At 69.0% G+C, this 22,393-nt stretch carries 24 protein-coding genes; 15 read left to right on the plus strand and 9 right to left on the minus strand.

Annotated elements, in window-relative coordinates; all coding sequences use genetic code 11:
• Positions 1-52 precede the first annotated feature (52 nt).
• Positions 53-1,132, plus strand: coding sequence for an ATP-dependent DNA ligase (locus ACFWUR_RS25270; protein WP_378910077.1), 1,080 nt, complete (start codon positions 53-55; stop codon positions 1,130-1,132).
• A complete protein-coding gene (gene ligD / locus ACFWUR_RS25275; protein ID WP_378910079.1) occupies positions 1,129-2,127 on the plus strand; it encodes a non-homologous end-joining DNA ligase in 999 nt (332 codons plus the stop codon). The genes ACFWUR_RS25270 and ligD overlap by 4 nt, the downstream gene beginning before the upstream one ends.
• A gap of 24 nt (positions 2,128-2,151) precedes the next feature.
• Here ligD and ACFWUR_RS25280 read toward each other — a convergent pair whose 3' ends face one another.
• Complete coding sequence (locus tag ACFWUR_RS25280) at positions 2,152-2,871, minus strand: hypothetical protein (protein WP_378910080.1); 720 nt, start codon at positions 2,869-2,871, stop codon at positions 2,152-2,154.
• A gap of 306 nt (positions 2,872-3,177) precedes the next feature.
• The gene (locus tag ACFWUR_RS25285; protein ID WP_378910082.1) at positions 3,178-3,729 is read right to left on the minus strand and encodes a TetR/AcrR family transcriptional regulator; all 552 of its coding nucleotides are present in this window, start codon (positions 3,727-3,729) and stop codon (positions 3,178-3,180) included.
• Between the two features lie 235 nt (positions 3,730-3,964).
• Between ACFWUR_RS25285 and ACFWUR_RS25290 the strand changes: the two genes are divergently transcribed.
• On the plus strand, positions 3,965-5,395 hold the full coding sequence (locus ACFWUR_RS25290; RefSeq protein ID WP_378910083.1) for an SDR family NAD(P)-dependent oxidoreductase: 1,431 nt from the start codon (positions 3,965-3,967) through the stop codon (positions 5,393-5,395).
• A gap of 68 nt (positions 5,396-5,463) precedes the next feature.
• Positions 5,464-5,838 (plus strand): DUF2784 domain-containing protein, encoded by a 375-nt coding sequence (locus tag ACFWUR_RS25295; RefSeq protein ID WP_378910084.1) that lies wholly within the window; start codon positions 5,464-5,466, stop codon positions 5,836-5,838.
• On the opposite strand, the gene ACFWUR_RS25300 is transcribed toward ACFWUR_RS25295, so the two are convergent.
• The gene (locus tag ACFWUR_RS25300) at positions 5,819-6,514 is read right to left on the minus strand and encodes a thioesterase II family protein (RefSeq protein WP_378910086.1); all 696 of its coding nucleotides are present in this window, start codon (positions 6,512-6,514) and stop codon (positions 5,819-5,821) included. The two genes, ACFWUR_RS25295 and ACFWUR_RS25300, sit on opposite strands and share 20 nt — an antisense overlap.
• 99 nt (positions 6,515-6,613) lie before the next feature.
• Between ACFWUR_RS25300 and ACFWUR_RS25305 the strand changes: the two genes are divergently transcribed.
• The 5 genes from ACFWUR_RS25305 to ACFWUR_RS25325 all read left to right on the plus strand — a co-directional run bounded on the left by ACFWUR_RS25305 (position 6,614) and on the right by ACFWUR_RS25325 (position 10,681).
• A complete protein-coding gene (locus ACFWUR_RS25305) occupies positions 6,614-8,047 on the plus strand; it encodes a CoA transferase (RefSeq protein WP_378910087.1) in 1,434 nt (477 codons plus the stop codon).
• Positions 8,048-8,212: 165 nt separating this feature from the next.
• Positions 8,213-8,500, plus strand: coding sequence for a hypothetical protein (locus ACFWUR_RS25310; RefSeq protein ID WP_378910088.1), 288 nt, complete (start codon positions 8,213-8,215; stop codon positions 8,498-8,500).
• 5 nt (positions 8,501-8,505) lie between these two features.
• The gene (locus ACFWUR_RS25315) at positions 8,506-8,709 is read left to right on the plus strand and encodes a hypothetical protein (RefSeq protein ID WP_378910090.1); all 204 of its coding nucleotides are present in this window, start codon (positions 8,506-8,508) and stop codon (positions 8,707-8,709) included.
• A 53-nt stretch (positions 8,710-8,762) separates the two neighbouring features.
• On the plus strand, positions 8,763-9,803 hold the full coding sequence (locus ACFWUR_RS25320) for a nucleoside hydrolase (RefSeq protein WP_378910091.1): 1,041 nt from the start codon (positions 8,763-8,765) through the stop codon (positions 9,801-9,803).
• Positions 9,800-10,681, plus strand: coding sequence for an amidohydrolase family protein (locus ACFWUR_RS25325; RefSeq protein WP_378910092.1), 882 nt, complete (start codon positions 9,800-9,802; stop codon positions 10,679-10,681). Before ACFWUR_RS25320 ends, ACFWUR_RS25325 begins: the two co-directional genes overlap by 4 nt.
• On the opposite strand, the gene ACFWUR_RS25330 is transcribed toward ACFWUR_RS25325, so the two are convergent.
• On the minus strand, positions 10,682-11,320 hold the full coding sequence (locus tag ACFWUR_RS25330; RefSeq protein WP_378910094.1) for a response regulator: 639 nt from the start codon (positions 11,318-11,320) through the stop codon (positions 10,682-10,684).
• Positions 11,317-12,471: a sensor histidine kinase gene (locus tag ACFWUR_RS25335; protein ID WP_378910096.1), complete on the minus strand. Its 1,155-nt coding sequence runs from the start codon at positions 12,469-12,471 to the stop codon at positions 11,317-11,319. Before ACFWUR_RS25335 ends, ACFWUR_RS25330 begins: the two co-directional genes overlap by 4 nt.
• Positions 12,472-12,727: 256 nt before the next feature.
• Between ACFWUR_RS25335 and ACFWUR_RS25340 the strand changes: the two genes are divergently transcribed.
• Together ACFWUR_RS25340 and ACFWUR_RS25345 are read left to right on the plus strand one after the other, a co-directional pair.
• Entirely contained in the window at positions 12,728-14,218 is a 1,491-nt protein-coding gene (locus ACFWUR_RS25340; RefSeq protein ID WP_378910097.1) for a multicopper oxidase family protein, read from the plus strand.
• A 124-nt stretch (positions 14,219-14,342) separates the two neighbouring features.
• Positions 14,343-15,695 (plus strand): TIGR01777 family oxidoreductase, encoded by a 1,353-nt coding sequence (locus ACFWUR_RS25345; protein ID WP_378910098.1) that lies wholly within the window; start codon positions 14,343-14,345, stop codon positions 15,693-15,695.
• Positions 15,696-15,835: 140 nt separating this feature from the next.
• On the opposite strand, the gene ACFWUR_RS25350 is transcribed toward ACFWUR_RS25345, so the two are convergent.
• A complete protein-coding gene (locus ACFWUR_RS25350; protein ID WP_378910100.1) occupies positions 15,836-16,672 on the minus strand; it encodes a MerR family transcriptional regulator in 837 nt (278 codons plus the stop codon).
• A gap of 161 nt (positions 16,673-16,833) precedes the next feature.
• On the opposite strand from ACFWUR_RS25350, the gene ACFWUR_RS25355 reads away from it, so the two are divergent.
• The 4 genes from ACFWUR_RS25355 to ACFWUR_RS25370 all read left to right on the plus strand — a co-directional run bounded on the left by ACFWUR_RS25355 (position 16,834) and on the right by ACFWUR_RS25370 (position 20,257).
• Positions 16,834-17,427 carry a lipocalin family protein gene (locus tag ACFWUR_RS25355; protein ID WP_378910101.1) on the plus strand — a complete coding sequence of 198 codons (594 nt, stop codon included), beginning with the start codon at positions 16,834-16,836 and terminating at the stop codon, positions 17,425-17,427.
• Entirely contained in the window at positions 17,424-18,734 is a 1,311-nt protein-coding gene (locus ACFWUR_RS25360) for a cryptochrome/photolyase family protein (protein ID WP_378910103.1), read from the plus strand. Before ACFWUR_RS25355 ends, ACFWUR_RS25360 begins: the two co-directional genes overlap by 4 nt.
• A 147-nt stretch (positions 18,735-18,881) precedes the next feature.
• On the plus strand, positions 18,882-19,529 hold the full coding sequence (gene sigK, locus ACFWUR_RS25365; RefSeq protein WP_378910104.1) for an ECF RNA polymerase sigma factor SigK: 648 nt from the start codon (positions 18,882-18,884) through the stop codon (positions 19,527-19,529).
• Positions 19,526-20,257 (plus strand): anti-sigma factor domain-containing protein, encoded by a 732-nt coding sequence (locus tag ACFWUR_RS25370; protein ID WP_378910106.1) that lies wholly within the window; start codon positions 19,526-19,528, stop codon positions 20,255-20,257. Before sigK ends, ACFWUR_RS25370 begins: the two co-directional genes overlap by 4 nt.
• Positions 20,258-20,278: 21 nt before the next feature.
• Here ACFWUR_RS25370 and ACFWUR_RS25375 read toward each other — a convergent pair whose 3' ends face one another.
• The 3 genes from ACFWUR_RS25375 to meaB all read right to left on the minus strand — a co-directional run bounded on the left by ACFWUR_RS25375 (position 20,279) and on the right by meaB (position 22,368).
• Positions 20,279-20,752 (minus strand): SRPBCC domain-containing protein, encoded by a 474-nt coding sequence (locus ACFWUR_RS25375; RefSeq protein ID WP_378910107.1) that lies wholly within the window; start codon positions 20,750-20,752, stop codon positions 20,279-20,281.
• Positions 20,749-21,114 (minus strand): ArsR/SmtB family transcription factor, encoded by a 366-nt coding sequence (locus tag ACFWUR_RS25380; RefSeq protein ID WP_378910109.1) that lies wholly within the window; start codon positions 21,112-21,114, stop codon positions 20,749-20,751. Before ACFWUR_RS25380 ends, ACFWUR_RS25375 begins: the two co-directional genes overlap by 4 nt.
• A gap of 159 nt (positions 21,115-21,273) precedes the next feature.
• Positions 21,274-22,368 (minus strand): methylmalonyl Co-A mutase-associated GTPase MeaB, encoded by a 1,095-nt coding sequence (gene meaB, locus ACFWUR_RS25385; protein ID WP_378910110.1) that lies wholly within the window; start codon positions 22,366-22,368, stop codon positions 21,274-21,276.
• Between the last annotated feature and the right edge of the window lie 25 nt (positions 22,369-22,393).

Genomic DNA, 22,393 nt, shown 5'->3' on the forward strand with positions numbered 1-22,393 from the left:
CGGGCGTGCTCGCATCGTCGACACGGGTGAACAGACCCGCGAGGAGGATCGGATGGATCTACCGGTGATGCCGCCAGTGCGCCCCATGCTGGCCAAGTCGACACCGTCGCTGCCGCGCGAACCAGGGCTCAGTTACGAGCCGAAGTGGGACGGCTTTCGCTGCATCGTGTTCCGCGACGGCGACGAGATCGAACTCGGTTCCCGCAACGATCGCCCACTCACCCGCTACTTCCCCGAGTTGGCCGAGCTGTTGAAAGCGGCGCTGCCGCCACGGTGTGTCGTCGACGGGGAGATCGTGGTCGTCACCGACCAGGGCCTCGATTTCGACACCTTGCAGCAGCGGCTGCATCCCGCCGCCTCCCGGGTCACCAAGCTCGCGGCGCAGACGCCGGCCAGTTTTGTCGCCTTCGATCTGCTCGCGCTCGGCGACCGCGATCTCACGACAGCGCCGTTCAGCGAACGCCGTCGCGACCTCGAATCGTTGCTCGACGCCGCGCCCGGCCGGATCCACCTGACGCCGATCACCCAGGATCCCGACGTGGCCCAGGACTGGTTCACCCGGTTCGAAGGCGCGGGCTTCGACGGCGTGATGGCCAAGTCCGACGATCTGGCCTACCTGCAGGACAAGCGCGTGATGCTCAAGATCAAGCACGAACGCACGGCCGACTGCGTGGTCGCCGGGTACCGGATGCACAAGGACGGCGAGGGCGTCGGTTCGCTGCTGCTCGGCCTGTTCGACGACGAGGGCAATCTGCATCACGTGGGGGTCGCGTCGAGTTTCACCGCCGCCCGGCGGCGCGACCTACTCGGTGAGCTGGCGCCGCTGCGTGAGAACGCCCTGGCTGATCATCCCTGGCGTGACTGGGCCGACGCCGCCGCGCAGGCGAACGCCGACGGCAAGATGCCCGGTGGGGTGAGTCGGTGGAGCGGCGGCAAGGATCTGTCGTGGGAGCCGTTGCGCCCGGAGCTGGTCGCCGAGGTGCGCTACGAGCACGTGCAGTCGGGACGGTTCCGCCACGGCGGGCGCCTGGCGCGTTTCCGGGCCGACCGCACCCCGGAATCGTGCACCTACGCCCAACTCGACGAAGTGGCGCCCGCCGAGCTCGACGCGATCTTCGGGATCGGCCGATGAGCACCGCGATCGAACTCGACATCGATGGCCGCGCGCTGACGATCAGCAATCCCGACAAGGTCTACTTCACCAAGCGGGGTGAGACGAAGCTCGACCTGGTCGACTACTACCGGGCCGTGGCCGAGCCACTGCTCGGCGTGATCGGTGGTCGTCCGCTGCTGTTGGAACGCTATCCCGACGGCGCTTCGGGCAAATCGTGGTTCCAGAAGCGAGTACCGAAGTCGGCGCCGGACTGGTTGCAGACGGTGGAGGTGTCCACCCCGAACGGCACCACCAGCGACGCGCTGGTCGCCCACGATCTCTCCCACATCCTCTGGGCGGTGAATCAGGGCTGCCTCGGCTTTCACGTGTGGCCCAACCACGTTCCCGATCTGCGGATCGCCGACGAACTGCGCATCGACCTCGACCCCTCACCCGGCATCGGTTTCGACGATCTGCGCCGGGCCGCGGTGCTCACCCGCGAGGTGCTCACCGAACTCGGTATCGATGCCTTCGTCAAGACCTCGGGTTCTCGTGGCCTGCACATCTACGCGGCGCTGGAACCGCGGTGGGACGGCTACGAGGTGCGCGCGGCCGCGGTGGCACTGGCCAGAGAGCTGGAGCGCAGGCATCCCGAGCAGATCACCGCGCAGTGGTGGAAAGAGGAACGCGGCTCGCGCGTGTTCGTCGACTTCAACCAGAACGCGCCGCACAAGACCGTGTTCGGCGCCTGGTCGGTGCGGCCGAAGGTCGGCGGACAGGTGTCGACGCCGATCACCTGGGCCGAACTCGACACTGTCGTCCCCGACGAACTCACCATCGCGACCGTGCCCGCCCGCCTCGCCGAATCCGGCGATCCCTGGGCGAACCGTGCACCGCAGTCGATCGAACCGCTCCTGGCGCTGTCGGAGCGCGACATGAGCGCGGGGCTGATGGACGCACCGTGGCCACCGCAGTATCCGAAGATGCCGAACGAGCCGCCCCGCGTGCAGCCGAGCCGAGCCAAGAAGGACTGAGGCTGTTTGTGCCGGGACCCCGATCTACTCGGTGGTCCAGGGCGACCAGACCGCGGCGCTACCCTTGCCCTCGCACACGAGCGCGTGATTTTCGGAAGTGCGCCCCGACTTGTCCACCGCGGGATCACACTTCGCCCCGGCGGTGTAGTACGACCCCGACACCCGGAACGGCCCTGACCAGGTGTATCCATCGGTTCCGCGCAGACACAGCAACGTCGCACCGTCCGCGGCGACGCCCAGCAGACCGACCTTCTCCGCGGGACACGCTGTGCCCTTCTCCACGACGACGCCCTTCTCGGGGGGTGCCGGGGGACTCGTCACCGGGACAACCTCGGTGGCCGTCGGCGCACTGTGGGAGGTCACCGACACCGGCGTCGGTGACGACGATGCCGCCGCCGCCGACTGGGCCAGCGCCGGAACGGATACATCCAACCCGCCGAAGACCGCGAGCCCGATCGCGGCCGCGACCGCCACCTCGGAAATGCCGAGCAGCAACGCCAGCACCGCGATCCCCCGCCCGCGTGGATGCCCGAACGACAACAGCCCGAACACGATCGCGATCGGGAACAGCAGCATCAGCGCGGCGGCGAGCGCCACCATGGCATAGGGATTCACGCGCGGTTGGTCACCACGGCGACCGCCCGCCGAACCGTCCGTGCTCACCTGCGGCCAGCGCTGGCCGTCCCAACGCCGATCGTCGGACTCCTGGTCGGGGTCGTCGTCCCATTCCTCGTACCGCGCCATCAACCCCGGGCCCCTCTCCGATCTCCCCGGGCGCAACGAAACAGGTGCGACGCCGGGTTACGCGACGAGAATAAGGACTCCGAGCCCGGTAAAACAGCTCAAACGCGAAATTGGGTCACAGTGATATAACGCGCGGTCTCGCCACCGCGCCTCGGTAACGAACCAGCTACCGGCGCGGCGGCCGCGGCTGAGCCAACTCGGTGCTGGTCACCCGGCGAACCACCGGACGTATCGCCGGGTCGCGAGGAAAACCCGTGGCCGCAGCACGTCTGCGGCAGACCGAGTCCGCGAAGCCGCGCTCGACTTCTAACGTCCGGCCGGATCGGTGCGCAGCACGCTGGGGATCGTCTCGGTGATCATCGTGAGCAACGTATCCGCCAGCAGTCGATGCACCTGTGCCCTGGTGAGAGTGCCGCGGGTGATCCATTCGCGCCCGGCGACTTTCACCAGGCCCGCGTAGGCGAGCACCAGCGCACGCAACGGTGCACTGTCTGCCAGATCGGCGCGCCCGATCATCACGAGCATGCGTTCGGCGGCGGCGTCGTCGGCCTGGTCCAGGATCTGCTGCACCTCGGGGTCGTCGCCGACGCCTTCGTGGCTGGTGACCTTGACCCAGGTGGTGCCGTGCTCGACGATCGTGTCGAGCAGCCAACCCACGATCGCGTCGACCCGCTCGCCGGGCGTGCCGTCGGGGATCGACACCTTGTCCTGGCGCGGCAGCGTCACCATACGGCGCACCACCGCCAGGTACAGGTCGCGCTTGTTGCCGAAGTAGTGGTTGATCAGGCCGCGCGCCACCCCCGCGCGCTGCGCCAGTTCCGCGGTCGACACCGCCGCATAGGGCCGTTCACCGAACATGTCGATGGCACAGGCCAGGATCTGCGCGCGTCGCTCGTCGGGTTCGAGCCTGCGCCTGCGCGGCGCGTCTGCGGTGTCGGTGTCCAGCGGGGAAATCGCGGTGCTCCGTCGCGTTCGATGGTCACCGCGCGGTTGCGGCGACGGCCCATCACGATACCCAGCGGGTCGCCCGCGCGGCCAATGCGACAATAGATGTCGTCCACCGCTCCCGCACGAAGGAATGTCGCACTCCCCGATGACCGAGAACACGATCGATCCGGATGAGTTGGCGACCTGTCTGCGGGTGCTGGAACGCGCCGGACAGCTGGAGAAGGAACACCCCGATTCCATCGCCGTGCAGCGGGCGGTCGGGCACATGTTCAAAAAGCTCAAGCACCGCCGTCGCATCGAGGCCAGGGAGCAGATCTCCTCGAACGATCGCGCGGTCATCGCCGCGACCGCGACGGGTTCCCCGCAACGCATCGACGACGAGACCGCGGGCATCCCGATCAGCTCGTCGGTCTCCGGCGCGAGCGCAGGCACCCTGCTCAAGGCGCGCCCCTGCTACATCTGTAAGCAGCGCTACACCCAGGTCGACGCGTTCTACCACCAGCTGTGTCCCGACTGCGCGGCCGCGAGCCACACCAAGCGCGACGCCCGCACCGACCTGTCCGGCAAGCGCGCCCTGCTCACCGGCGGACGGGCCAAGATCGGCATGTACATCGCGTTGCGCCTGCTGCGCGACGGTGCCCACACCACCATCACCACCCGCTTCCCCAACGACGCGATCCGCCGATTCGCCGCCATGGAGGACAGCGCCGACTGGCTGCACCGGCTGCGCATCGTCGGCATCGACCTGCGTGACCCCGCACAGGTCGTCGCCCTGGCCGACGACGTGGCCGCCCAGGGCCCCCTCGACATCCTGATCAACAACGCGGCCCAGACCGTGCGTCGATCGGCGGGCGCCTACAGCGCTCTGGTCGACGCCGAGACCGCGCCCCTGCCCGCGGGCGTCCTGCCGGAGATGGTCACCTTCGGCAAGACCATGCAGGCCCACCCCACCGCGCTCACCGCCTCGCTCACCCCCTCCCTGTCGGCCACCGATGTCGCCGAACTCGCGCTGGTCGCGGGCTCGGCCACCCCGGAACGGATCGCCGCGGGTGTGGCCATCGACGCCGGTGGCCTCGTCCCCGATCTCGCGCACACCAACAGCTGGGTGCAGACCGTCGGCGAGGTGGAGGCCACCGAACTGCTCGAGGTGCAGCTGTGTAACTCCGTCGCGCCGTTCATCCTGGTGTCGCGGTTGCGTCCGGCGCTGGCGGCCGCGACGGGCAGGCGCAAGTACGTGGTCAACGTCTCCGCGATGGAAGGCCAGTTCGGTCGCGGCTACAAAGGGCCGGGCCACCCGCACACGAATATGGCCAAGGCCGCGCTGAACATGCTCACCCGCACCAGCGCGCTCGAAATGTTCGAAGCCGACTCGATCCTGATGACCGCGGTCGACACCGGCTGGATCACCGACGAACGTCCGCACTTCACCAAGGTCCGCCTCGCCGAGGAGGGCTTCCACGCTCCGCTCGACCTCGTCGACGGTGCCGCCCGCGTCTACGACCCGATCGTGCAGGGTGAAAGCGGCGTCGACCTGTACGGCTGCTTCCTCAAGGACTACCGACCTTCACCCTGGTAACCCAAGCGATGCCGAACCGGAATGATGATCATGATTCCGGGTGGCCGGCGGTTACATATTCTGAACAGGTGCCGTTCCGGGTCCTGGTCGATGTTCTCGCCGTCACCCACGTCGCGTTCATCGCGTACGTGGTCGCCGGTGGTTTTCTCGCGTGGCGGTGGCCGCGCACGATCGGCCTGCACGCGCTGGCCGTGGCGTGGGGTTTCGGCACCGTCCTGGTCGGCTTCCACTGCCCGCTGACCTACGCCGAGAACTGGGCGCGCAGGCAGGCCGGGGTGGGTGAGTTGCCCGCAGCGGGATTCATCGATCACTACCTGACCGGGGTGATCTACCCCGACAGCGCGGTCGGCGTGGTGCGCGCGGTTGCGGCGATCACGGTGCTCGTGTCGTGGCTCGGCTTCGCGCGCCTGTACCAGCGCCGACTCAGCTCACGTGCCGTGTGATCTCCCGCGCCACCGCGGCGTGCTGTTCGTCGAGGTAGAAATGCCCGCCGTCGAAGGTACGCATGCTGAACGGCCCCGCGGTGACCGTGCGCCACTGGTCGGCCTGCGCCACGGAGGTCGTCGGATCCTCGGTGCTCACCAGAGCGACAACCGGGCACTGCAGTAGCGGTCCGCGCCGGTGCCGATAGGTCTCGACCGCCTGGTAGTCGGCGCGGACCGCGGGCAGCACGAGATCGGCGAGTCCCGGTTCTGTGCGCAGCAGTCGCACCGGCGCCGGGTCGTTCGCCAGCCGCTCCAGATCGTCGATGAGCGCGGCGTCCGAGGCCTGGTGCAGCCGTCCGGTTTCGACGAAATCCGGTGCGGGACGGCCGGAGACGACAAGGGCGCGCACCGGTTGTCCGGCGGCGGCGAGCCGCAGTGCGGTCTCGTAGGCGAGGGTCGCGCCCATGCTGTGCCCGAACAGTGAACGGGCCGGTCCCGGCTGCCGCACGAGGTCCGCGGCGATCCGGTCGGCGAGCAGATGCAGGTCGGTGATCGTCGGATCGTCGAGGCGGTCCTGTCTGCCCGGATACTGCACGGCCGTCACTTCCACGCCGGGGCCGATGTGTCGCGCCAGTTCCCGATAGAAGGTCGCTGATCCCCCGCCGGGTGGGAAACACGTCAGCCGTGCACGCACCGCCGCGTCCGATCGCAGTATTCGAACCCACTCCGTCGCAGCCGTATTCACGCCCACATCACACTCCTCACCATCATCACCGCAACTAGGCTGGTCGATGTGACCACCGCGCAGCACCTCGTTCACGCCTACGAGACGGGGCTGGGACTTCCACCGTCGAGCGAGGCCGACGTGCCCGACCCCGGTGCGCGGTTGGCGGCCACCCTACCGGTGTGGGCGCTCGCGGCGGGTTCGGTGGCGGCGGCGAGCGCGGCCGCCAACCGATTACGGGCCACGCGGAACCTGCCCGTTCGTCCGGTTCGCCTCGATGCCGACCGGGTCACCGCGGCGTTCAGCAGTGAACGGCTGTTCCGCCGGGGCACGAATGCCCCCGCGTTCTTCGCCGAGCTGTCGGGATTCTTTCGCACCGCCGACGGCTGGGTCCGCACCCACGCGAACTACCCGCATCACCGCGATCGACTGCTGCGAGCGCTCGACCTGGCCACCGACAGTGACGCCACCTTGCTCACCGCCCGGGCGGCCACGTTGAAGGGCGCCGAGATCGAAGACGCCGCGGCAGGAGTCGGCGCGATCGCGGTCCGCCTCCGCGCCGAGGACGAATGGTCCAACAGTCCGATGGGTCGTGCGGCTGCCGCGGGCCCGCTGGTCGCCATCGACGTACGTGACGATCACGCACCCGTCACCGGCGCCCTCGGGTCGGCACGCGATCGTCGTCCCCGATCGGCAGACCATTGGCCGGGCACTCCACTCGGCGCCACCGCGGCGACTCTCACGACCGACCGTCCGCTGACCGGTGTGCGCGTACTCGATCTCACCCGCGTGCTCGCCGGCCCGGTCGCCACCCGAACCCTCGCGCTGCTCGGCGCCGATGTGCTCCGCGTCGACCCGCCACACCTGCCCGAGATCGACTGGCAGTTCTCCGACACCGGTCAGGGCAAACGCTCCACGCTGCTCGACCTGCGGACCGACCTCGCGACCTTCGAGGAGTTGCTCGCCGCGGCGGATGTGCTGGTCACCGGTTATCGCCCGGGCGCGCTCACCGCGGCCGGTGTGCGCACCGCCCGACATCGCGGTGTGATCGAGGCATCCGTCTGCGCCTGGGGCACCGGCGGACCGTGGGGTGCGCGCCGGGGTTTCGACAGCATCGTCCAAGCGGCATCCGGCATTTCGCTGCTCGAAGGCGGCCCAGACCGTCCCGGCGCACTCCCGGCGCAGGCGCTCGACCACGGGTCGGGCTATCTGCTGGCCGCGGGCGTCATGGACGCCCTCTCGGCGCGCGCCGAGGACGGGTTCGGCCGCAACGTCCGGGTGTCCCTGGCCCGCACCGCATCTTGGCTTCTTGCCGCGCAGCGCCGCTGCCCCGACCACCCCGTCGCGACCGCGCCCGATTCGCGAGCAACGGTTGCGCACGGCGAACTCGTCACAGCCGCACCGGCATTCGCCGATTACGGCGACTACCGCTGGCCCGCACCGCCGTACGGATCAGCCCAGCCGTTCTGGGTCGACGCTCCCGACCACCACCATCGCCCGTGACCGACAGCCCGAATCACTTCCCCGCGAGCGCCTCGACCGCCATCGTGAGCTGATCTCCATCGGCCGCCACCGAACCCGGATCGAGCAACCACAGCATCCCCAGTCCTTGCGCGAGAACGAAGTACAGCCGCCCGATCGCGGCGGCCTGCGCCGGATCGAGTGGCGATGGAGGACTTCGACAGTGAGGGCGCCGTCGCCGACCCGAGCACCGCCAAGGCGATCATCACCCTGCGCACGGAGGTCGACCCGGCACTGCGCCGCGACGTCGACGCCCAGCGCGCACTCATCAGGAAGATGATCGGCGACGCGGGGTGGCACGCTCGGACCATCCTCGACGCGATGGATTCCACCCCCGACTTCTACTTCGACGAGGTCGCCCGCGTCGACGTGCCCGAACTGTCGATCGGACGGGTCACGCTGATCGGCGACGCCGGCTACTGCGGCTCCCCCTGAGCGGCATGGGCACCGCGATGGCCATCGTCGGCGCGTTCGTGCTGGCCGCCGAGACCGCCGCCACCCCGGATGATCCGGCAGGAGCGCAGCAGCGCCACCAGGACAAGATCTCACCGTTACTCGACACGGCCGAGCAGATCCCCGGAGGCGGTATGGCGATGAAGATCTTCTTCGGTCACACCGAGGAATTCGTGCTTGCGACCTACTGATCGACCGTCGACCGGCCGCGGGCCCCGAGAGGCCCGCGGCTACCCTCGACGACGTGCCGCAGAAGATCTTCCTCGACGTCGATACCGGGATCGACGACTCCCTGGCCATCCTCTACCTGCTGGCCTGCGACGAGGCCGAGATCATCGGCATCGCCGCCACCGCGGGCAATGTGGACGGCGCCCAGGTCGCGGCCAATACGCTGGCGATGCTCGACCTGGGCCGAGCACCCGAGATCGAGGTGGCGCTGGGCGCGGCCGAACCACTCGCCATCGCCTTGCGGACCACCGAGGACACCCACGGTCCGCAGGGCCTCGGGTACGCCGAACTGCCTGTCTCACCGCGTTCGCTGTCGGCCAGGTCGGCGGCTCAGCTGTGGGTGGACCTGGTTCGCGCCGATCCGGGCGAGGTGACCGGCTTGTGTACCGGTCCGCTGACCAATCTCGCCCTGGCTCTGCGCATCGAGCCCGAACTGCCCCACCTGCTGCACCGTCTCGTCGTCATGGGTGGTGCCTTCAACCATCCCGGCAACACGACCCCGACCAACGAGTGGAACGTCCACGTCGACCCCGAAGCCGCCAAAGAGGTGTTCGACGCCTTCTCGGCCGCGCCGCCGGACCGCAGACCGCTGGTGTGCGCGCTCGACATCACCGAATCCATCGAGATGCGCCCCGAGCACCTCGAACTGCTCGCGCGGTCGGCACACAGCGCACCGATCGAGCGGGTCGACGCGGGCGATCCCCCGCAATTCCGGTCGGCGGCGAGCAATCCGATCATCCGCTACCTCACCGACGCGGTGCGGTTCTATTTCGACTTCCACCACCAGTACGACCTCGGCTACCTGGCACACATGCACGACCCGTTCGCCGCCGCGGTCGCACTCGATCCGACCCTGGCGACCACCCGCCCGGCCACCGTCGACGTGGAGCTGGCGGGCACCATCACCCGCGCCACCACCGTCGCCGACTGGGCCGGTATGTGGGGCCGAGAACCCAACGCCGACATCGTGATCGACACCGACCCCGCCGTCTTCTTCGAACGGCTCACCACCCGCGTCGGCGCCCTGGCGCGCCGCCTCTACCCGGAGCAGCCATGACCGTGGACACCGTCGCCTACCTCGCCGACTTCCGCACCCGCTACGACCTGCCCGCGATCGTCGACGTCCACACCCACTTCATGCCCGATCAGGTGATGCGCAAGGTCTGGGCATATTTCGACGCCGCCGGTCCGCTGACGGGGCGAGCGTGGCCGATCACCTACCGCGACGACGAACAGGTGCGCCTGAAAACCCTGCGCGACTTCGGCATTCGCGCGTTCACCTCCCTGGTGTACCCGCACAAGCCGGAGATGGCCGCCTGGCTCAACGACTGGACCGCCGAGTTCGCCGACCGCACCCCCGATTGCCTGCACACGGCCACCTTCTACCCCGAGCCGGACGCGCCCCGCTATGTCCGCGAGGCCATCGACCGTGGGGCGCGAGTGTTCAAGGTACACATCCAGGTCGGCGCGTTCTCGCCCTTGGACCCACTGCTCGACCCCGTGTGGGCGATCCTCGCCGAGACGGGCACGCCGATTCTCATCCACTGCGGATCCGGCCCTGCCCCCGGTGAGTTCACCGGGCCCGCCCCCATCGCCGAACTGCTGCTGCGCTTCCCGACCCTGCGCTTGATCATCGCGCACATGGGCAACCCCGAATACAGCGAATTCCTCGACCTGGCCGAGCGATATCCCCAGTTGTACCTCGACACCACGATGGTGTGGACCGACTTCAGCGAGGGCGGTGCCCCGTTCCCGCCCGCCGAACGAGATCGACTGCGCCGCTTCGCCGATCGCATTCTGTTCGGCAGCGACTTCCCCAATATCCCGTACCCCTATGCCGAGGCCGTCGGCGCGTTGGAACGCCTCGATCTCGGCCCGGAGTGGCTGCGCAAGGTCTGCCATGACAACGCGGTGCGATTGTTCGAGCTCGGCTGATCAGTCGGTCAGTTTCGACGCGTAGACAGCCAGCCGAACGCGGTTGTCGGTCCCGGTCTTGTCGAGCAGATTGGCGACGTGGGTCTTGACGGTGCTCACGCCGAGATGCAGGCGATCGGCGATCGCCTGATTGCCGTGCCCTTCCCCGACCAGACGCAGCACCTCGCGCTCGCGGGGCGTCACATCGGCAGGCGGCGTGGGCGTTTCCGGAACCGGCCGCGCGTGCAGTGCCCGCCCGATCAGGCGACGCAGCAGTGCCGGGGAGAACAACAGGTCGCCCTCCACCGTGCGCCGGATGGCGTCGAGCAGCACGGCGGGCTCGGTGTCCTTGACGAAATACCCCGACGCCCCGGCGGACAGTGCCGGAAACAGATGGTCGTCGTCGTCGAAAGTGGTGAGCACGAGCACTTTCGCGCGCGGTGACGAGGCGAGTATCTGCCGGGTCGCCGCGACACCGTCCAGGCCGGGCATCCGCAGGTCCATCACGACCAGGTCGGGACCGAGCTCGGCATACAGCCGCACCGCTTCCACGCCGTCGGCGGCCTCTCCCACGACGGCGAGGTCGGCGGTGTCCTCGATGAGCATTCGCAGGCCGGCGCGCACCAGTCGCTGATCGTCGGCGAGCAGGACCGTGATCACGACGGCTCCCCGTGTCTCGCGCTGTCCGGCAGCCAGGCGCGCACCGTCCAGCTCCCGTCGTCGGTGCCTGTGCCGACGGAGAGGGTGCCGCCCGCCAGTTCGGCACGCTCGCGCATTCCGACGATCCCGTGCCCCGGTGGTGCCGTGGCCCGGCGACCACCGTTGACGACCTCGATCGCGATCCCACCCTCGCGGGCGCTGATCCGAAACCGCACCGGCACAGCGGGATCCGCGTGTTTCATCACGTTGGTCAACGATTCCTGCACCAGTCGCAACAGGGTGAGCCTGCTGATCGCGTCGAGTCCGCTGAGGTCGGAGTCGACCTCGGCCACAACGGTGAACCCCGCGGCCCGAGCCCGGGTGAGCGCGGCATCGACCTCGGTCGCGACCGCGTCGGTGTCGACCAAGGCGACGGTGCCCAGAGCCGGGTCACGCAGAGCGGCCAGCAGCCTGCGAATGTCGGCGAGCGCGGCGGCGGCGGTACCCCGCACGTCGTCGAGGACGGTGAGAATGCGCGGATCGGCTTCGCGCACGACGTGCCCGGCCACCGAGATCCGCAGCACGATCGAGGCCATATGGTGGGCGACCACATCGTGGAGTTCCCTGGCCAGCGCGGCACGCTCGTCGAGACGGGTCCGCGCCTGGGCCTCGTCGGCACGCTGGCGCAGATTCTGCGCCAGCTCACGCTGTCCACGCAGATACAACCCGAGCAGCAACGGCAGTCCCACGTAGGCCACGGCCTCGACGAGGGTGGACGCCCGACCGATCGAAGTGTCGTGGAGACCGATCCGTCCGAGTGCCACCGCGGCCGCCCACGCGGCTGTCGCCCCCGCCACGGTCGGCCACCGGTGCGTGCGGGCGACCACATCGACCAGGGCCACCGCGCCGAGGTACGGCACCAGGCCGGACACACCCCAGGCATCTGTGCGCAGCATCGGCACGGCCAGGATCGACAGCGCGATCGACACCGGGAGCGGCCTGTGCGAGCCTGCCAGGAACACCACGCCCGCGGTCATCGACAGCAGCCAGTAGTGCGGTGGCACACGGTACTGGTCCGGGTAGGTGCTGGCCAGCAGCACCACCGGGATCAGCACCAGCGGTAGCCACCGCAGCAGCACTCGCCGGTCGCGGTGTGTGCGGATGTCGATCACGCCCCCACGGTAGGTGACCGAGCGGTTCGGACAGCGCGGGTGGGGGTCGGCGCGCCCGCAGGGAGGCGACGAGCGGCACGGCATCCGCCCGAGCTCCTGCTCTATCCATTCGCGAAGGGTCTTCTGATACCACGCGACAAGTGCGTCCGCAAGGGTCGCGCGGGCGGAGTTCGGTGGATCGGTTCCGACTGTTCGGCGGAGCCGCGGCCGCGGTGACCGAACGAGGCTGGGGGTTCCCACACAGAAGGAGCAATACGTGGTCTCGCGACGAGGATTTCTCACCGGGCTCGCCCTCGTACCGGCGGCGTACGCGGCCGGGTGTTCGATCCGCCCGTCGCCGGCCGGTTCGGCAGCCGACTCGCCCCGCGCCCTGCCCATCCCACCCCAGGCCCCCTCGACCGTCGGGCCGGACGGCGTCCGCCGGTTCGCCTTGCGGGCTCAGTCGGGGACCACCGAGATGATCCGGGGCAAGCAGACACCGACCTGGGGATACAGCGGATCGGTCCTCGGCCCGACCGTGCGCGCTCGACGCGGTGAGCAGGTCGCCTTCACCATCACCAACGATCTGTCCGAACCCACCTCCGTGCACTGGCACGGAATGCACCTACCCGCGAAGTTCGACGGTGGCCCGCACCAGATGATCGCCCCCGGCGCGGTATGGGCGCCACACTGGACGATCGCGCAACAAGCCGCCACGCTCTGGTACCACCCGCATCCCCACGGCGCGACCGAAAAGCACGTCCACCGTGGCCTTTCCGGACTCTTCCTGATCGACGACGATGCCTCGGACGCGCTGGATCTGCCGAAAGAGTACGGCGTCGACGACATTCCGCTGGTGATCCAGGACCGCCGGTTCACCGACGACGGCACCCTCGACGACTCCGATGCCACCGATGTCGGCCTGCTCGGCGACACGATCGTCACCAACGGGATCGCGAACGCCCACCTGACCGTCACCACCGAGCGGGTCCGGTTGCGCATCCTCAACGGCTCGTCGGGCCGCCTCTACAACCTCTCCTTCAACGAGGGCAGAAAGTTCCAGCTCATCGCTACCGACGGCGGCCTGCTCCCCGAACCCGTCACCCTGGAACGAATTCAACTCAGCCCCGGCGAACGCGCCGAACTGGTGGTCACCCTCGGAGCGGGCGAGAACGTCACGTTACGGTCGCTGCCGATCACCGAACGCGCGGGCATCGACCGCGCCGCGGAGTTCGGTTTCGACGACACCTTCACCATCTTGACCCTGCGGGCCGCTTCCGGCCTGCGCCCGTCCGCCGCCCTGCCCGCGACCCTGATCCCGATGCGCGCCCTCGCCTCCCCGACCACTGCGCCGACCCGCTCCTTCGACCTGCAATGGTTCATGATCAACAACCGCCGCATGGACATGAACCGCATCGACATGACCGTCCCCGTCGACACCACCGAAGTCTGGACGGTCCGCAACAAGGACAACTGGCCGCACAACTTCCACGTCCACGATGTGCAGTTCCAGATCCTCGCTGTCGACGGAACACCCCCTCCCCCAGACCTTTCCGGCTGGAAGGACACCGTCTACACCACGCCCGATACCACCTACACCCTGGCGATGCACTTCGCCGACCACACCGACCCCACCTACCCGTACATGTACCACTGTCACCTGCTCCACCACGAAGACCAGGGCATGATGGGCCAATTCCTGGTCCTCGCCCCCGGTCAGCAAGCCGCACCCATGCAGATGGACATGGGGTCCATGAGCCACGGCTAGACGGCTGTCAGATTGCCATGTCTGTGCATCGTCGTTCCGAAAAGATGGACCCCAAGCTCCGGTGATTCCTCCTTTTCGATGCGTCATCGCTTCACTATCCGCGGAGTTTGACTACAGTCGAGCCATGGGCATCGAGTGTTCTGACATCGTCGCGACACCCCGGGCCGAGGTCTTCGCCTGGTTCGCCCGTCGCGGCGCGTTCACGCGCCTGGCTCCGCCGTGGCAGCCGGTCACCCTGCTCGCCGAGGCCGATTCGCTGGCCTCCGGGCAAGCGGTGCTCGGACTTCCCGGCGGGCTGCGCTGGGTCGCCCAGCACGACCCCACGCAATACCGTCCGCCCGAGCGGTTCGTCGATGCCGTCGCCGCGGACGGTCCTGCTTCGATCCCGGTGTCGCGCTTGTTGTCGTGGCGGCACGTGCACGAGTTCACCGAGGTCGACGACACACACACCCGCGTCATCGATCGGGTGCAGACGCCGATTCCGGAGTCCGTGTTGCGGCCGATGTTCGCCTACCGCTATCGCCAGCTGACGAACGATCTGGCCGCCCATCGCCGAGCGGCCGAGTCCGGTCGACAGCCCTCGACGATCGCGATGACCGGCGCGTCGGGACTGGTCGGTACCGCGTTGAGCGCTTTCCTGAGCTCCGGCGGGCATCGCGTGGTGCGGTTGGTCCGCCACCGCCCCCGTCATCGCGACGAACGACAGTGGGATCCCGCCGATCCGGCCGCCGACCTGCTCGCCGACATCGATGCCGTGGTTCACCTGGCGGGAGCGTCCATCGCGGGGCGATTCACCGCCGAGCACCGGCGAGCAGTCGCCGACAGCCGTATCGAACCGACCCGTCGGCTGGCCGAACTCGCCGCCGCCTCGAATATCGACACCTTCGTCTGCGCCTCGGCCGTCGGCTACTACGGCTACGACCGCGGCGACCACACGCTCACCGAGCAGTCCGAGCGCGGCGACGGATTTCTGGCCGATGTGGTCGAACAATGGGAGGCCGCGTGCGCTCCCGCCGCGGTGGGCGGAGTCCGCGTCGTGCGGGTGCGCACCGGCATCGTGCAGTCTCCTCGTGGCGGCACCCTGCGATTGCTCCGGCCGTTGTTCACCGCCGGCCTGGGCGGGCGGATCGGGGACGGCCGACAGTGGTTGTCGTGGATCGGCATCGACGACCTCGTCGATGTGTACCACCGCGCGTTGTGGGACGACGCGCTGGAGGGCCCGGTCAATGCCGTTGCGCCACAGCCGGTTCGCAACAGCGAGTACACCCGTGTGCTGGCGCATGTGGTGCACCGCCCCGCCCTGCTGCCGGTCCCGAGTTTCGGTCCGGCGGTGCTCCTGGGCAAGCAGGGCGCGCGCGAGCTGGCCGAGGCCAGCCAGCGCGTGGCCCCGGCTCGGTTGACGGAGGTCGGACACGCTTTCCGCACCGAGGGTTTGGAGGAGACGCTGCGCCATCTGCTCGGGAGAACTACGAGCTGACACAGTCATCCGTCGCCGGGCGTCATCAGCGAACAGGCGATGGCGGAGAGCCCGCTCCGGGATCAAGACCGCCTCGACTACGCATCATTCACCGACCGATCGTCCACCCTCGACCGGAAACGGTGACGTCGCCGACAGATTCAGCGGAGGGCGTCGACCGCGGCCGTCAGGCTACCGATGCGCTCCACCTCGTCCGGAAGCATCACGACTTCCCAGCCCGGCCCGCCGACGAGCACCCGCGCACCGGCCCGCACACAGGCAAGCACCGCCGAGGTCAACGCGGTCGACTCCCGCTGCGACCACAACAGCACCGCGGTTCGGCCCGAATGCCTGGCGAGCGCATCCGACAGCGCGACCGTCGGCACGTCGGCGCCCAGCATGCGGGCCCCCACCCCCGCCTGCGCCAAAGCCGCACGCAGCACATCCAAAGGGAGCGAATGCGTTTCGCCACTGGTGCACGCGAGCAGCGCGGGCGCACTGCTCTGCGCCGGTTTCACCTGTTGCATGACCGCCGCGATCGACCACGACAGCAGGTGCTCGACGTCGATGCATCCCTCACCGCCACCCTGGCGTGCGACGATATCGGCGAAGGCGGGCCGACACACCCCTTCCCAGGTCTGCACGACACCATGGGCCCGCACGTGCGCATCCAGGTGGGCGTAGACCGCGCCGGTGTCCAGCGCGAACGCCGCGTCGAGCAGGCCACCGCGATCACCGAGAACCGGCACGGGCCCCCGGGCCGCGGCCGCGGCACCGGCCGGACTGGCGCCGCCGCCGATCAGCGCGAGCATGTGCTCGAGCACGGCGATATCGGTGTCGGTGTAGAGCCGATGGCTGCCCGGACGTTCCTGGGCGGGACCGATGCCGTAGCGGCGGTTCCAGCTTCGCAGGGTCGCGGTCGGGATGCCGAGACGGTCGGCCACCGCGCGCACCGTGTATCCGGCCGCGGCGGAAGCAGGAGCAAAACCGGCGGGCATCGTTTCATTCTGCCCGGAATGCCCGGGCGGATGCATCACGGCCCGGCCCTCACGCGTTGTCGGCACGCTCCGGCCATCCGCTGAACCGTCCTTCTCATGCATCAATAGTGCATCATTTACTGCTAGCCTGGGGGAACATCGTCTACCGCGAGGAGTTTCCTGTGCGCACCCGACTCGGCCCGTGGACCACCGCCCTGCTGATCGCCGTCGGACTCACCGTCAGCGGCGCCGGCACCGCAGCCGCCGAACCACCGGCGCCGGTGCCGAACCTCGAGCTCGACCGCTATCTCGGCACCTGGAATCAGCTCGCGGCGGTCCCGCAGGTGTTCAACCTCAATTGCGCGCGCGACACCACCGCGACCTACACCCTCGACCCCCGAGGCGACATCGCGGTCCACAACCGCTGCCACACCTGGAACGGCGGCGTAGACGAGATCCGCGGCACAGCGACGGTGAACGACCCGGCCACGAACGCGCAGCTGCACGTGAGCTTCCCCGGCGTCCCCGGCCAGGACGGCCGTGAGGGACCGACCAACTACATCGTCACCGCGCTCGGCCCGGACTATTCGTGGGCCCTGGTCACTTCCCCGAGCAGGCTCTCCGGTTTCGTCCTCTCGCGCACCCCGGCTCTGGACGACGCCACCTGGCAGCAGATCGACGAGGCGATCGTGACCGCGGGCCAGGACCCGTGCATCTATCTCACCTCGCCCACCACCGGCGGACGCACGGGTGTGCTGCCCCTCTGCGCACGATGAGCGTCGCTATCGCGCTGTTCACCCGTGACCTGCGCGTCCACGACAATCCGGTGCTCACCGCGGCCGCCCGCGAAGCCGACCAGGTGGTGCCGTTGTTCGTCGTCGACGAGGCGCTGGTGCCCGACCGCTGCCCGCCCAATCGCGCGCACTTCCTGGCCGCCGCGCTGACCGATCTCGACAAGGAACTGCGCGCGGTCGGCGGTGCGCTCGTCGTGCGCCGCGGCTCGGTGGTCGACGAGGTCGACCGCGTGGTGCGGGAGACCGACGCCGCGAGCGTGCACCTGGCCGAGGACGTGAGCCGCTACAGCAGAAGGCGCGAGCAGGCTCTGCGCCGGATCTCCGACACGACCGTGCACTGCCATTCCGGTTCCGTCACAGCCACGTCCTCCGAGCTCACCCCGTCGACCGGGCGTGATCACTTCGCCGTCTTCACCCCCTACTTCCGGCGCTGGAGTGCGGCCCATCACCGCGCCCCGCTCCCGGCGCCCCGGTCGCTGTCGGTGCCGTCGATCCGCAGTGCGCCCCTGCCTCGGCCGGAGGATCTCGGTGCCGGGGAGCCGTCACCACGGTTGCGGGTGGGCGGGGAGTCCGCCGGGCGTGCGCTACTGCGCGACTGGCTCGACGGCCCGATCGTCGACTACGCCCGCGACAACGACGATCTCGCCGCCGACGCCACCTCCCGGCTCTCGCCCTACCTCCATTTCGGGTGCTTGTCCCCCACCGAAGTGGTGAACAGGGTCGATACAGCGACCGACGGCGGACTCGCCTTCGCCCGACAGTTGGCCTGGCGCGACTTCCACCACCAGGTGCTCGCCGCTCGTCCCGATGCCGCCTGGTCGGACTATCGCACCCGGGTGACCGCGGGCCCCGAGGACGAAAAGGCCATCGACGCGTGGCGCGACGGACGCACCGGCTACCCGATCGTCGACGCGGGCATGCGGCAACTGCGCGCCGAGGGCTGGATGCCGGGGCGTGCGCGCTTGATCGCGGCCAGCTTCCTCGCGAAATCGCTGCATCAGGACTGGCGGGTCGGTGCGGCGCACTTCCTGCGCTGGCTCGTCGACGCCGACCTCGCGAACAACCAGCTCAACTGGCAGTGGGTGGCCGGCACCGGCACCGATACCCGACCCAACCGGGTACTGAACCCCTTGCGCCAGGCCGACCGCTACGACCCCGATGGCGTCTACGTGCGACGGTGGCTGCCCGAGTTGGCGCACCTGCCCGGCGCGAGTATCCACCGTCCGTGGCGCGCGAACATCGACCCGGCCGAATATCCCGCGCCGGTCATCGACTGTGTGGGCAGCTAGCGTGGCGACGACCATCGACGGCGATCGCCGACAGTCCGCGCCACCGAGTCGGCCGAGCCCCGTGGCGACGGCAACAACGTCGCCACCCATCCGAACCCGAGGGCGGGCCGAACCCCCTCTCATGCTGAAACGAGCAGGGACCACACGATGACGACCCGGCCGGGCTCCGCACCGATCCACCTGCGGGCCGTCACCGAGCAGGCGGCCTCCTGCCCCGTGGGCGCCGGGCGCGACCACGCCGCCCAGGCCCGGCTGGTCATCCTGCTGGACGACATCGCGGCGGGCGATCGGACGGCGTTCGCCGAGTTCTACCGTGCGGCCAGCCCCCGGGTGTTCGGGCTCGCGCTGCGCATCGTGCGCAACCACGGTGCCGCCGAGGACATCGCCCAGGAGGTGTTCCTCCAGGTCTGGTCGCTGGCCGGACAGTACGACTCGGCCAAGGCCAGCCCGATCGGCTGGCTGCTGATGCTGACCCACCGGCGCGCGGTCGACCGGGTGCGGACCGAGCAGTCGGCCACCCGCCGCGACCTCGTGTTCGGCCACGCACACCTCGGGCGCGACCACGACATCGTGGCCGAGGAGGTCACCCAGCGCCTGGACGAGCAGGCGGTGCTGGACTGCCTGCAGACCATGACCGACCTCCAACGCGAAGCGGTGGCGATGGCCTACTACGGTGGCCGCACCTACGTCGAGGTCTCCGAGACCTTGGCGGTGCCGTTGCCGACGGTGAAGAGCCGGATCAAAGACGGCTTGAAAAGGCTCGAGAACTGCTTGACCGGAGGGACCCCCCGATGAGCGACACCGATCGGCGGACCCCCTGGTCGTGGATCGACGAGGCCTACCCGTACGCCATCGACGCGATGGAACCCGCGCAGCGATTGGCACTCGACCAATGGCTCGAGGCCGCGGGTCCCGAGCGGGTGGCCGAATTCCAGACCGCAGTATGCCGCATCCAGGAGACGATGGCGGAGCTGACAGTGTTCGATTCCGTCGCACCGCCGGCGCGACTCGAAGCGGCACTGATGCGCGCACTGGACCAGCAGGATCCACCGGCGCGGCCGCTCACGGTGCGCGGCGCCGCGGGCAATCGGTGGCAGCTTCGATGGCTGGCCGTCGCCGCCGCCGCGATCGTGGCGGTCGGCGCCGGGGTCGGCATCGCGGTGGTGATCGAGCGCGCCGACGACGGTCCGGGCACGGTCACCGCGCAGCAGGTGCTCGACCAGCCCGACAGCCAGGAGTCCTCGGTCCCCGTCACCGGTGGCGGCGCGATGACGGTGTACCTGTCGCGGGAACTCGGGGCGGCCGCGGTGTCGATGCACGACCTGCCCGCGCTGCCCGCCGATCGCGCGTACCAGCTGTGGCTGATACACGCGGGCACACCGCAATCGGTGGCGGTGATGGACGGTCAGGCTTCGGTCGTCACCGCTGTCGACCGAGCCGACACTCTCGCGGTGACCGTCGAACCCGCCGGTGGTTCGGCCGGGCCGACCACGCCGGCGATCGTCACCATGACGGTCACCTGAGCCGCCGCCCGGCCGAGATGCTCACGCCTGTGCGACGAGGTAGTTCACCAGGGCGTCGACGAGGTCGCGAGTGCCTGCCTCGCGCTGGGCGCCGGTGTCGAAACCGTCGAGGTGAGCACCGAATTCGACGAGGGTGAGCTTGGTGCCGGTGGTGGTGGGTTCGAATTCCCAGGTGGCCACCGAGGTGGAGATATGGGATCCGTTCAACCACATGTCGTAGGTGTAGACGAGGCGTTCGTTGTCGACGATGTCGGTGTAGGTCGCCACGAATCGGGAGGTCATCTTCTTCTCGAAGGTGCCTTCGTTGATCTCGCGGCCGCCGACCTCGAAGTCGACCGAGACCTCACCCTGTTCCCAGCCTTCTTCGCCGCCGAACCACTTCGCTTTCACCGTGGGGTCGGCGAAAGCCTGGAAAACGACGGCGGGCGCGACGGGCACCTCGCGCTCGATGGTGAACTGGGCGTGAGCGATGGAGCGGGTCACCGTGTCGGTCATTGTTCTTCTCCCTCTGGTTTGTCGGTCGATTCCACGAGTAGTGCCGTGAGCCGGTCCACCTGTCGCTGCGCCGGCGGACGTTGGCGGTGCAGCCAGTCCGTCGCCGTGGCGAAGGCATCCGGCATCAGCTGGTAGGTGCGCACGCGGCCGATCTTGGCCGAGCTGACGAGCCGACCGGCCTCCAGCGCTTTCAAGTGCTGCACGATCGTCGGAAGCGCGACCTCGAACGGTGCGGCGAGATCCGACACCGATGCGGGCCCACGCGACAGCCGTTCGACGATCGCGCGACGAGTCGGATCGGCCAGAGCCCGGAAGACACTGTCGAGCCCTCCATCCGGTTCGTCGGGTGAATACTTAGGCACATGCCTAAGTATTCACGGTCGCGGCACTTCGCGCAACCCTTCGTTCGGTTGAAATCGCGTCGACTACCGAAAAATGCCACGCGAAGCGCGGTGCGTGACCAAGGGGTCGCTCACCGAGTACCGCCGCAACCGCAACCGGCCGCGACGACACGCCACCGATCAAGCGTCGAACGCGCTCAGGATCTCCTCGGCCGCGAGGGCCGGCGTGAGGGTGCCCACGCGGACAGCCGACTCCACTTGCGCGCGAACATCTTTCACGTTCGGATTGTCGGCGAGGCGACGCAGGATCTGGTCGTGGACCATGGTCCAGGTCCAGTCGACCTGCTGGCGGCGCCGCTTCTCGGCGAATTCGCCCGCCTCGGTGAGCACCCGCCGATGATCGAGGACGGTGTCCCAGAACTTCTCGAGGCCGACGCCCTCCAGGCCGCTCATGGTGAGTACCGGTGGTTTCCACAGCGCGTCGTGCGGGTGGATCAGGCGCAGTGCGCCCGCCAGCTCGCGAGCGGCGCCTTTGGCCTCGATCTCGTGTTTGCCGTCGGCCTTGTTGACCGCCACGAGTTCGGCGAGTTCGAGCACGCCTTTCTTGATGCCCTGCAACTGATCTCCGGTGCGGGCCAGGGTGAGGAAGCAGAACACGTCGACCATATTGGCGACGGTCACCTCGGACTGGCCGACGCCGACGGTTTCCACGAGGATCACGTCGTATCCGGCGGCTTCCAAGAGCACGATCGTTTCGCGGGTCGCCTTGGCGACGCCGCCGAGGGTGCCCGCGGTCGGCGACGGCCGGATGAACGCGTCGGCTTCCAAGGACAATCGCGCCATGCGCGTCTTGTCCCCGAGGATCGAACCGCCGGTACGGGTCGACGACGGATCCACCGCGAGAACAGCGACCCGATGCCCCTTGCCGAGCAGGTACATGCCGAGCGCGTCGATGAACGTGGACTTGCCGACGCCGGGGACGCCGGTGATCCCGACCCGGTTCGACACGACACTGCCCGGTTCCGCGGCCACCCCTAGCAACAACTGCTGAGCCAGCTCCCGATGATCGGAGCGGGTGGATTCGACCAGGGTGATCGCGCGGGCCAGCGCCGACCGCTGCCCGGCCTTGATCTCCTCGGCGAGCGCGTCCACGTCGATCGTCCGGCGAACACCCGCAGCGGTGCGGCCTTCGTTACGGGGCGAACCGACGCCCGCGGTGGTCCCGAGCCGAGGGTGCGCGTCGGCACCCCCGGCTACGTGTGCGGCGTCGCTCATACTGTTCCGATACGGCAGGCTCGGG

The sequence above is a fragment of the Nocardia sp. NPDC058633 genome (assembly GCF_042717045.1).
Lineage (GTDB): Bacteria > Actinomycetota > Actinomycetes > Mycobacteriales > Mycobacteriaceae > Nocardia.

Bases quoted from the DNA above. Each gene is read 5' to 3' on its own strand.
- ACFWUR_RS25280 (WP_378910080.1), bottom strand. From the start codon at position 2,871: ATGGCGCGGTACGAGGAATGGGACGACGACCCCGACCAGGAGTCCGAC.
- sigK (WP_378910104.1), top strand. From the start codon at position 18,882: ATGACGACCCGGCCGGGCTCCGCACCGATCCACCTGCGGGCCGTCACC.
- ACFWUR_RS25310 (WP_378910088.1), top strand. From the start codon at position 8,213: ATGGAGGACTTCGACAGTGAGGGCGCCGTCGCCGACCCGAGCACCGCC.
- meaB (WP_378910110.1), bottom strand. From the start codon at position 22,368: ATGAGCGACGCCGCACACGTAGCCGGGGGTGCCGACGCGCACCCTCGG.
- ACFWUR_RS25360 (WP_378910103.1), top strand. From the start codon at position 17,424: ATGAGCGTCGCTATCGCGCTGTTCACCCGTGACCTGCGCGTCCACGAC.
- ACFWUR_RS25370 (WP_378910106.1), top strand. From the start codon at position 19,526: ATGAGCGACACCGATCGGCGGACCCCCTGGTCGTGGATCGACGAGGCC.
- ACFWUR_RS25350 (WP_378910100.1), bottom strand. From the start codon at position 16,672: ATGCCCGCCGGTTTTGCTCCTGCTTCCGCCGCGGCCGGATACACGGTG.
- ligD (WP_378910079.1), top strand. From the start codon at position 1,129: ATGAGCACCGCGATCGAACTCGACATCGATGGCCGCGCGCTGACGATC.
- ACFWUR_RS25285 (WP_378910082.1), bottom strand. From the start codon at position 3,729: ATGTTCGGTGAACGGCCCTATGCGGCGGTGTCGACCGCGGAACTGGCG.
- ACFWUR_RS25325 (WP_378910092.1), top strand. From the start codon at position 9,800: ATGACCGTGGACACCGTCGCCTACCTCGCCGACTTCCGCACCCGCTAC.
- ACFWUR_RS25375 (WP_378910107.1), bottom strand. From the start codon at position 20,752: ATGACCGACACGGTGACCCGCTCCATCGCTCACGCCCAGTTCACCATC.
- ACFWUR_RS25290 (WP_378910083.1), top strand. From the start codon at position 3,965: ATGACCGAGAACACGATCGATCCGGATGAGTTGGCGACCTGTCTGCGG.
- ACFWUR_RS25345 (WP_378910098.1), top strand. From the start codon at position 14,343: ATGGGCATCGAGTGTTCTGACATCGTCGCGACACCCCGGGCCGAGGTC.
- ACFWUR_RS25315 (WP_378910090.1), top strand. From the start codon at position 8,506: ATGGGCACCGCGATGGCCATCGTCGGCGCGTTCGTGCTGGCCGCCGAG.
- ACFWUR_RS25270 (WP_378910077.1), top strand. From the start codon at position 53: ATGGATCTACCGGTGATGCCGCCAGTGCGCCCCATGCTGGCCAAGTCG.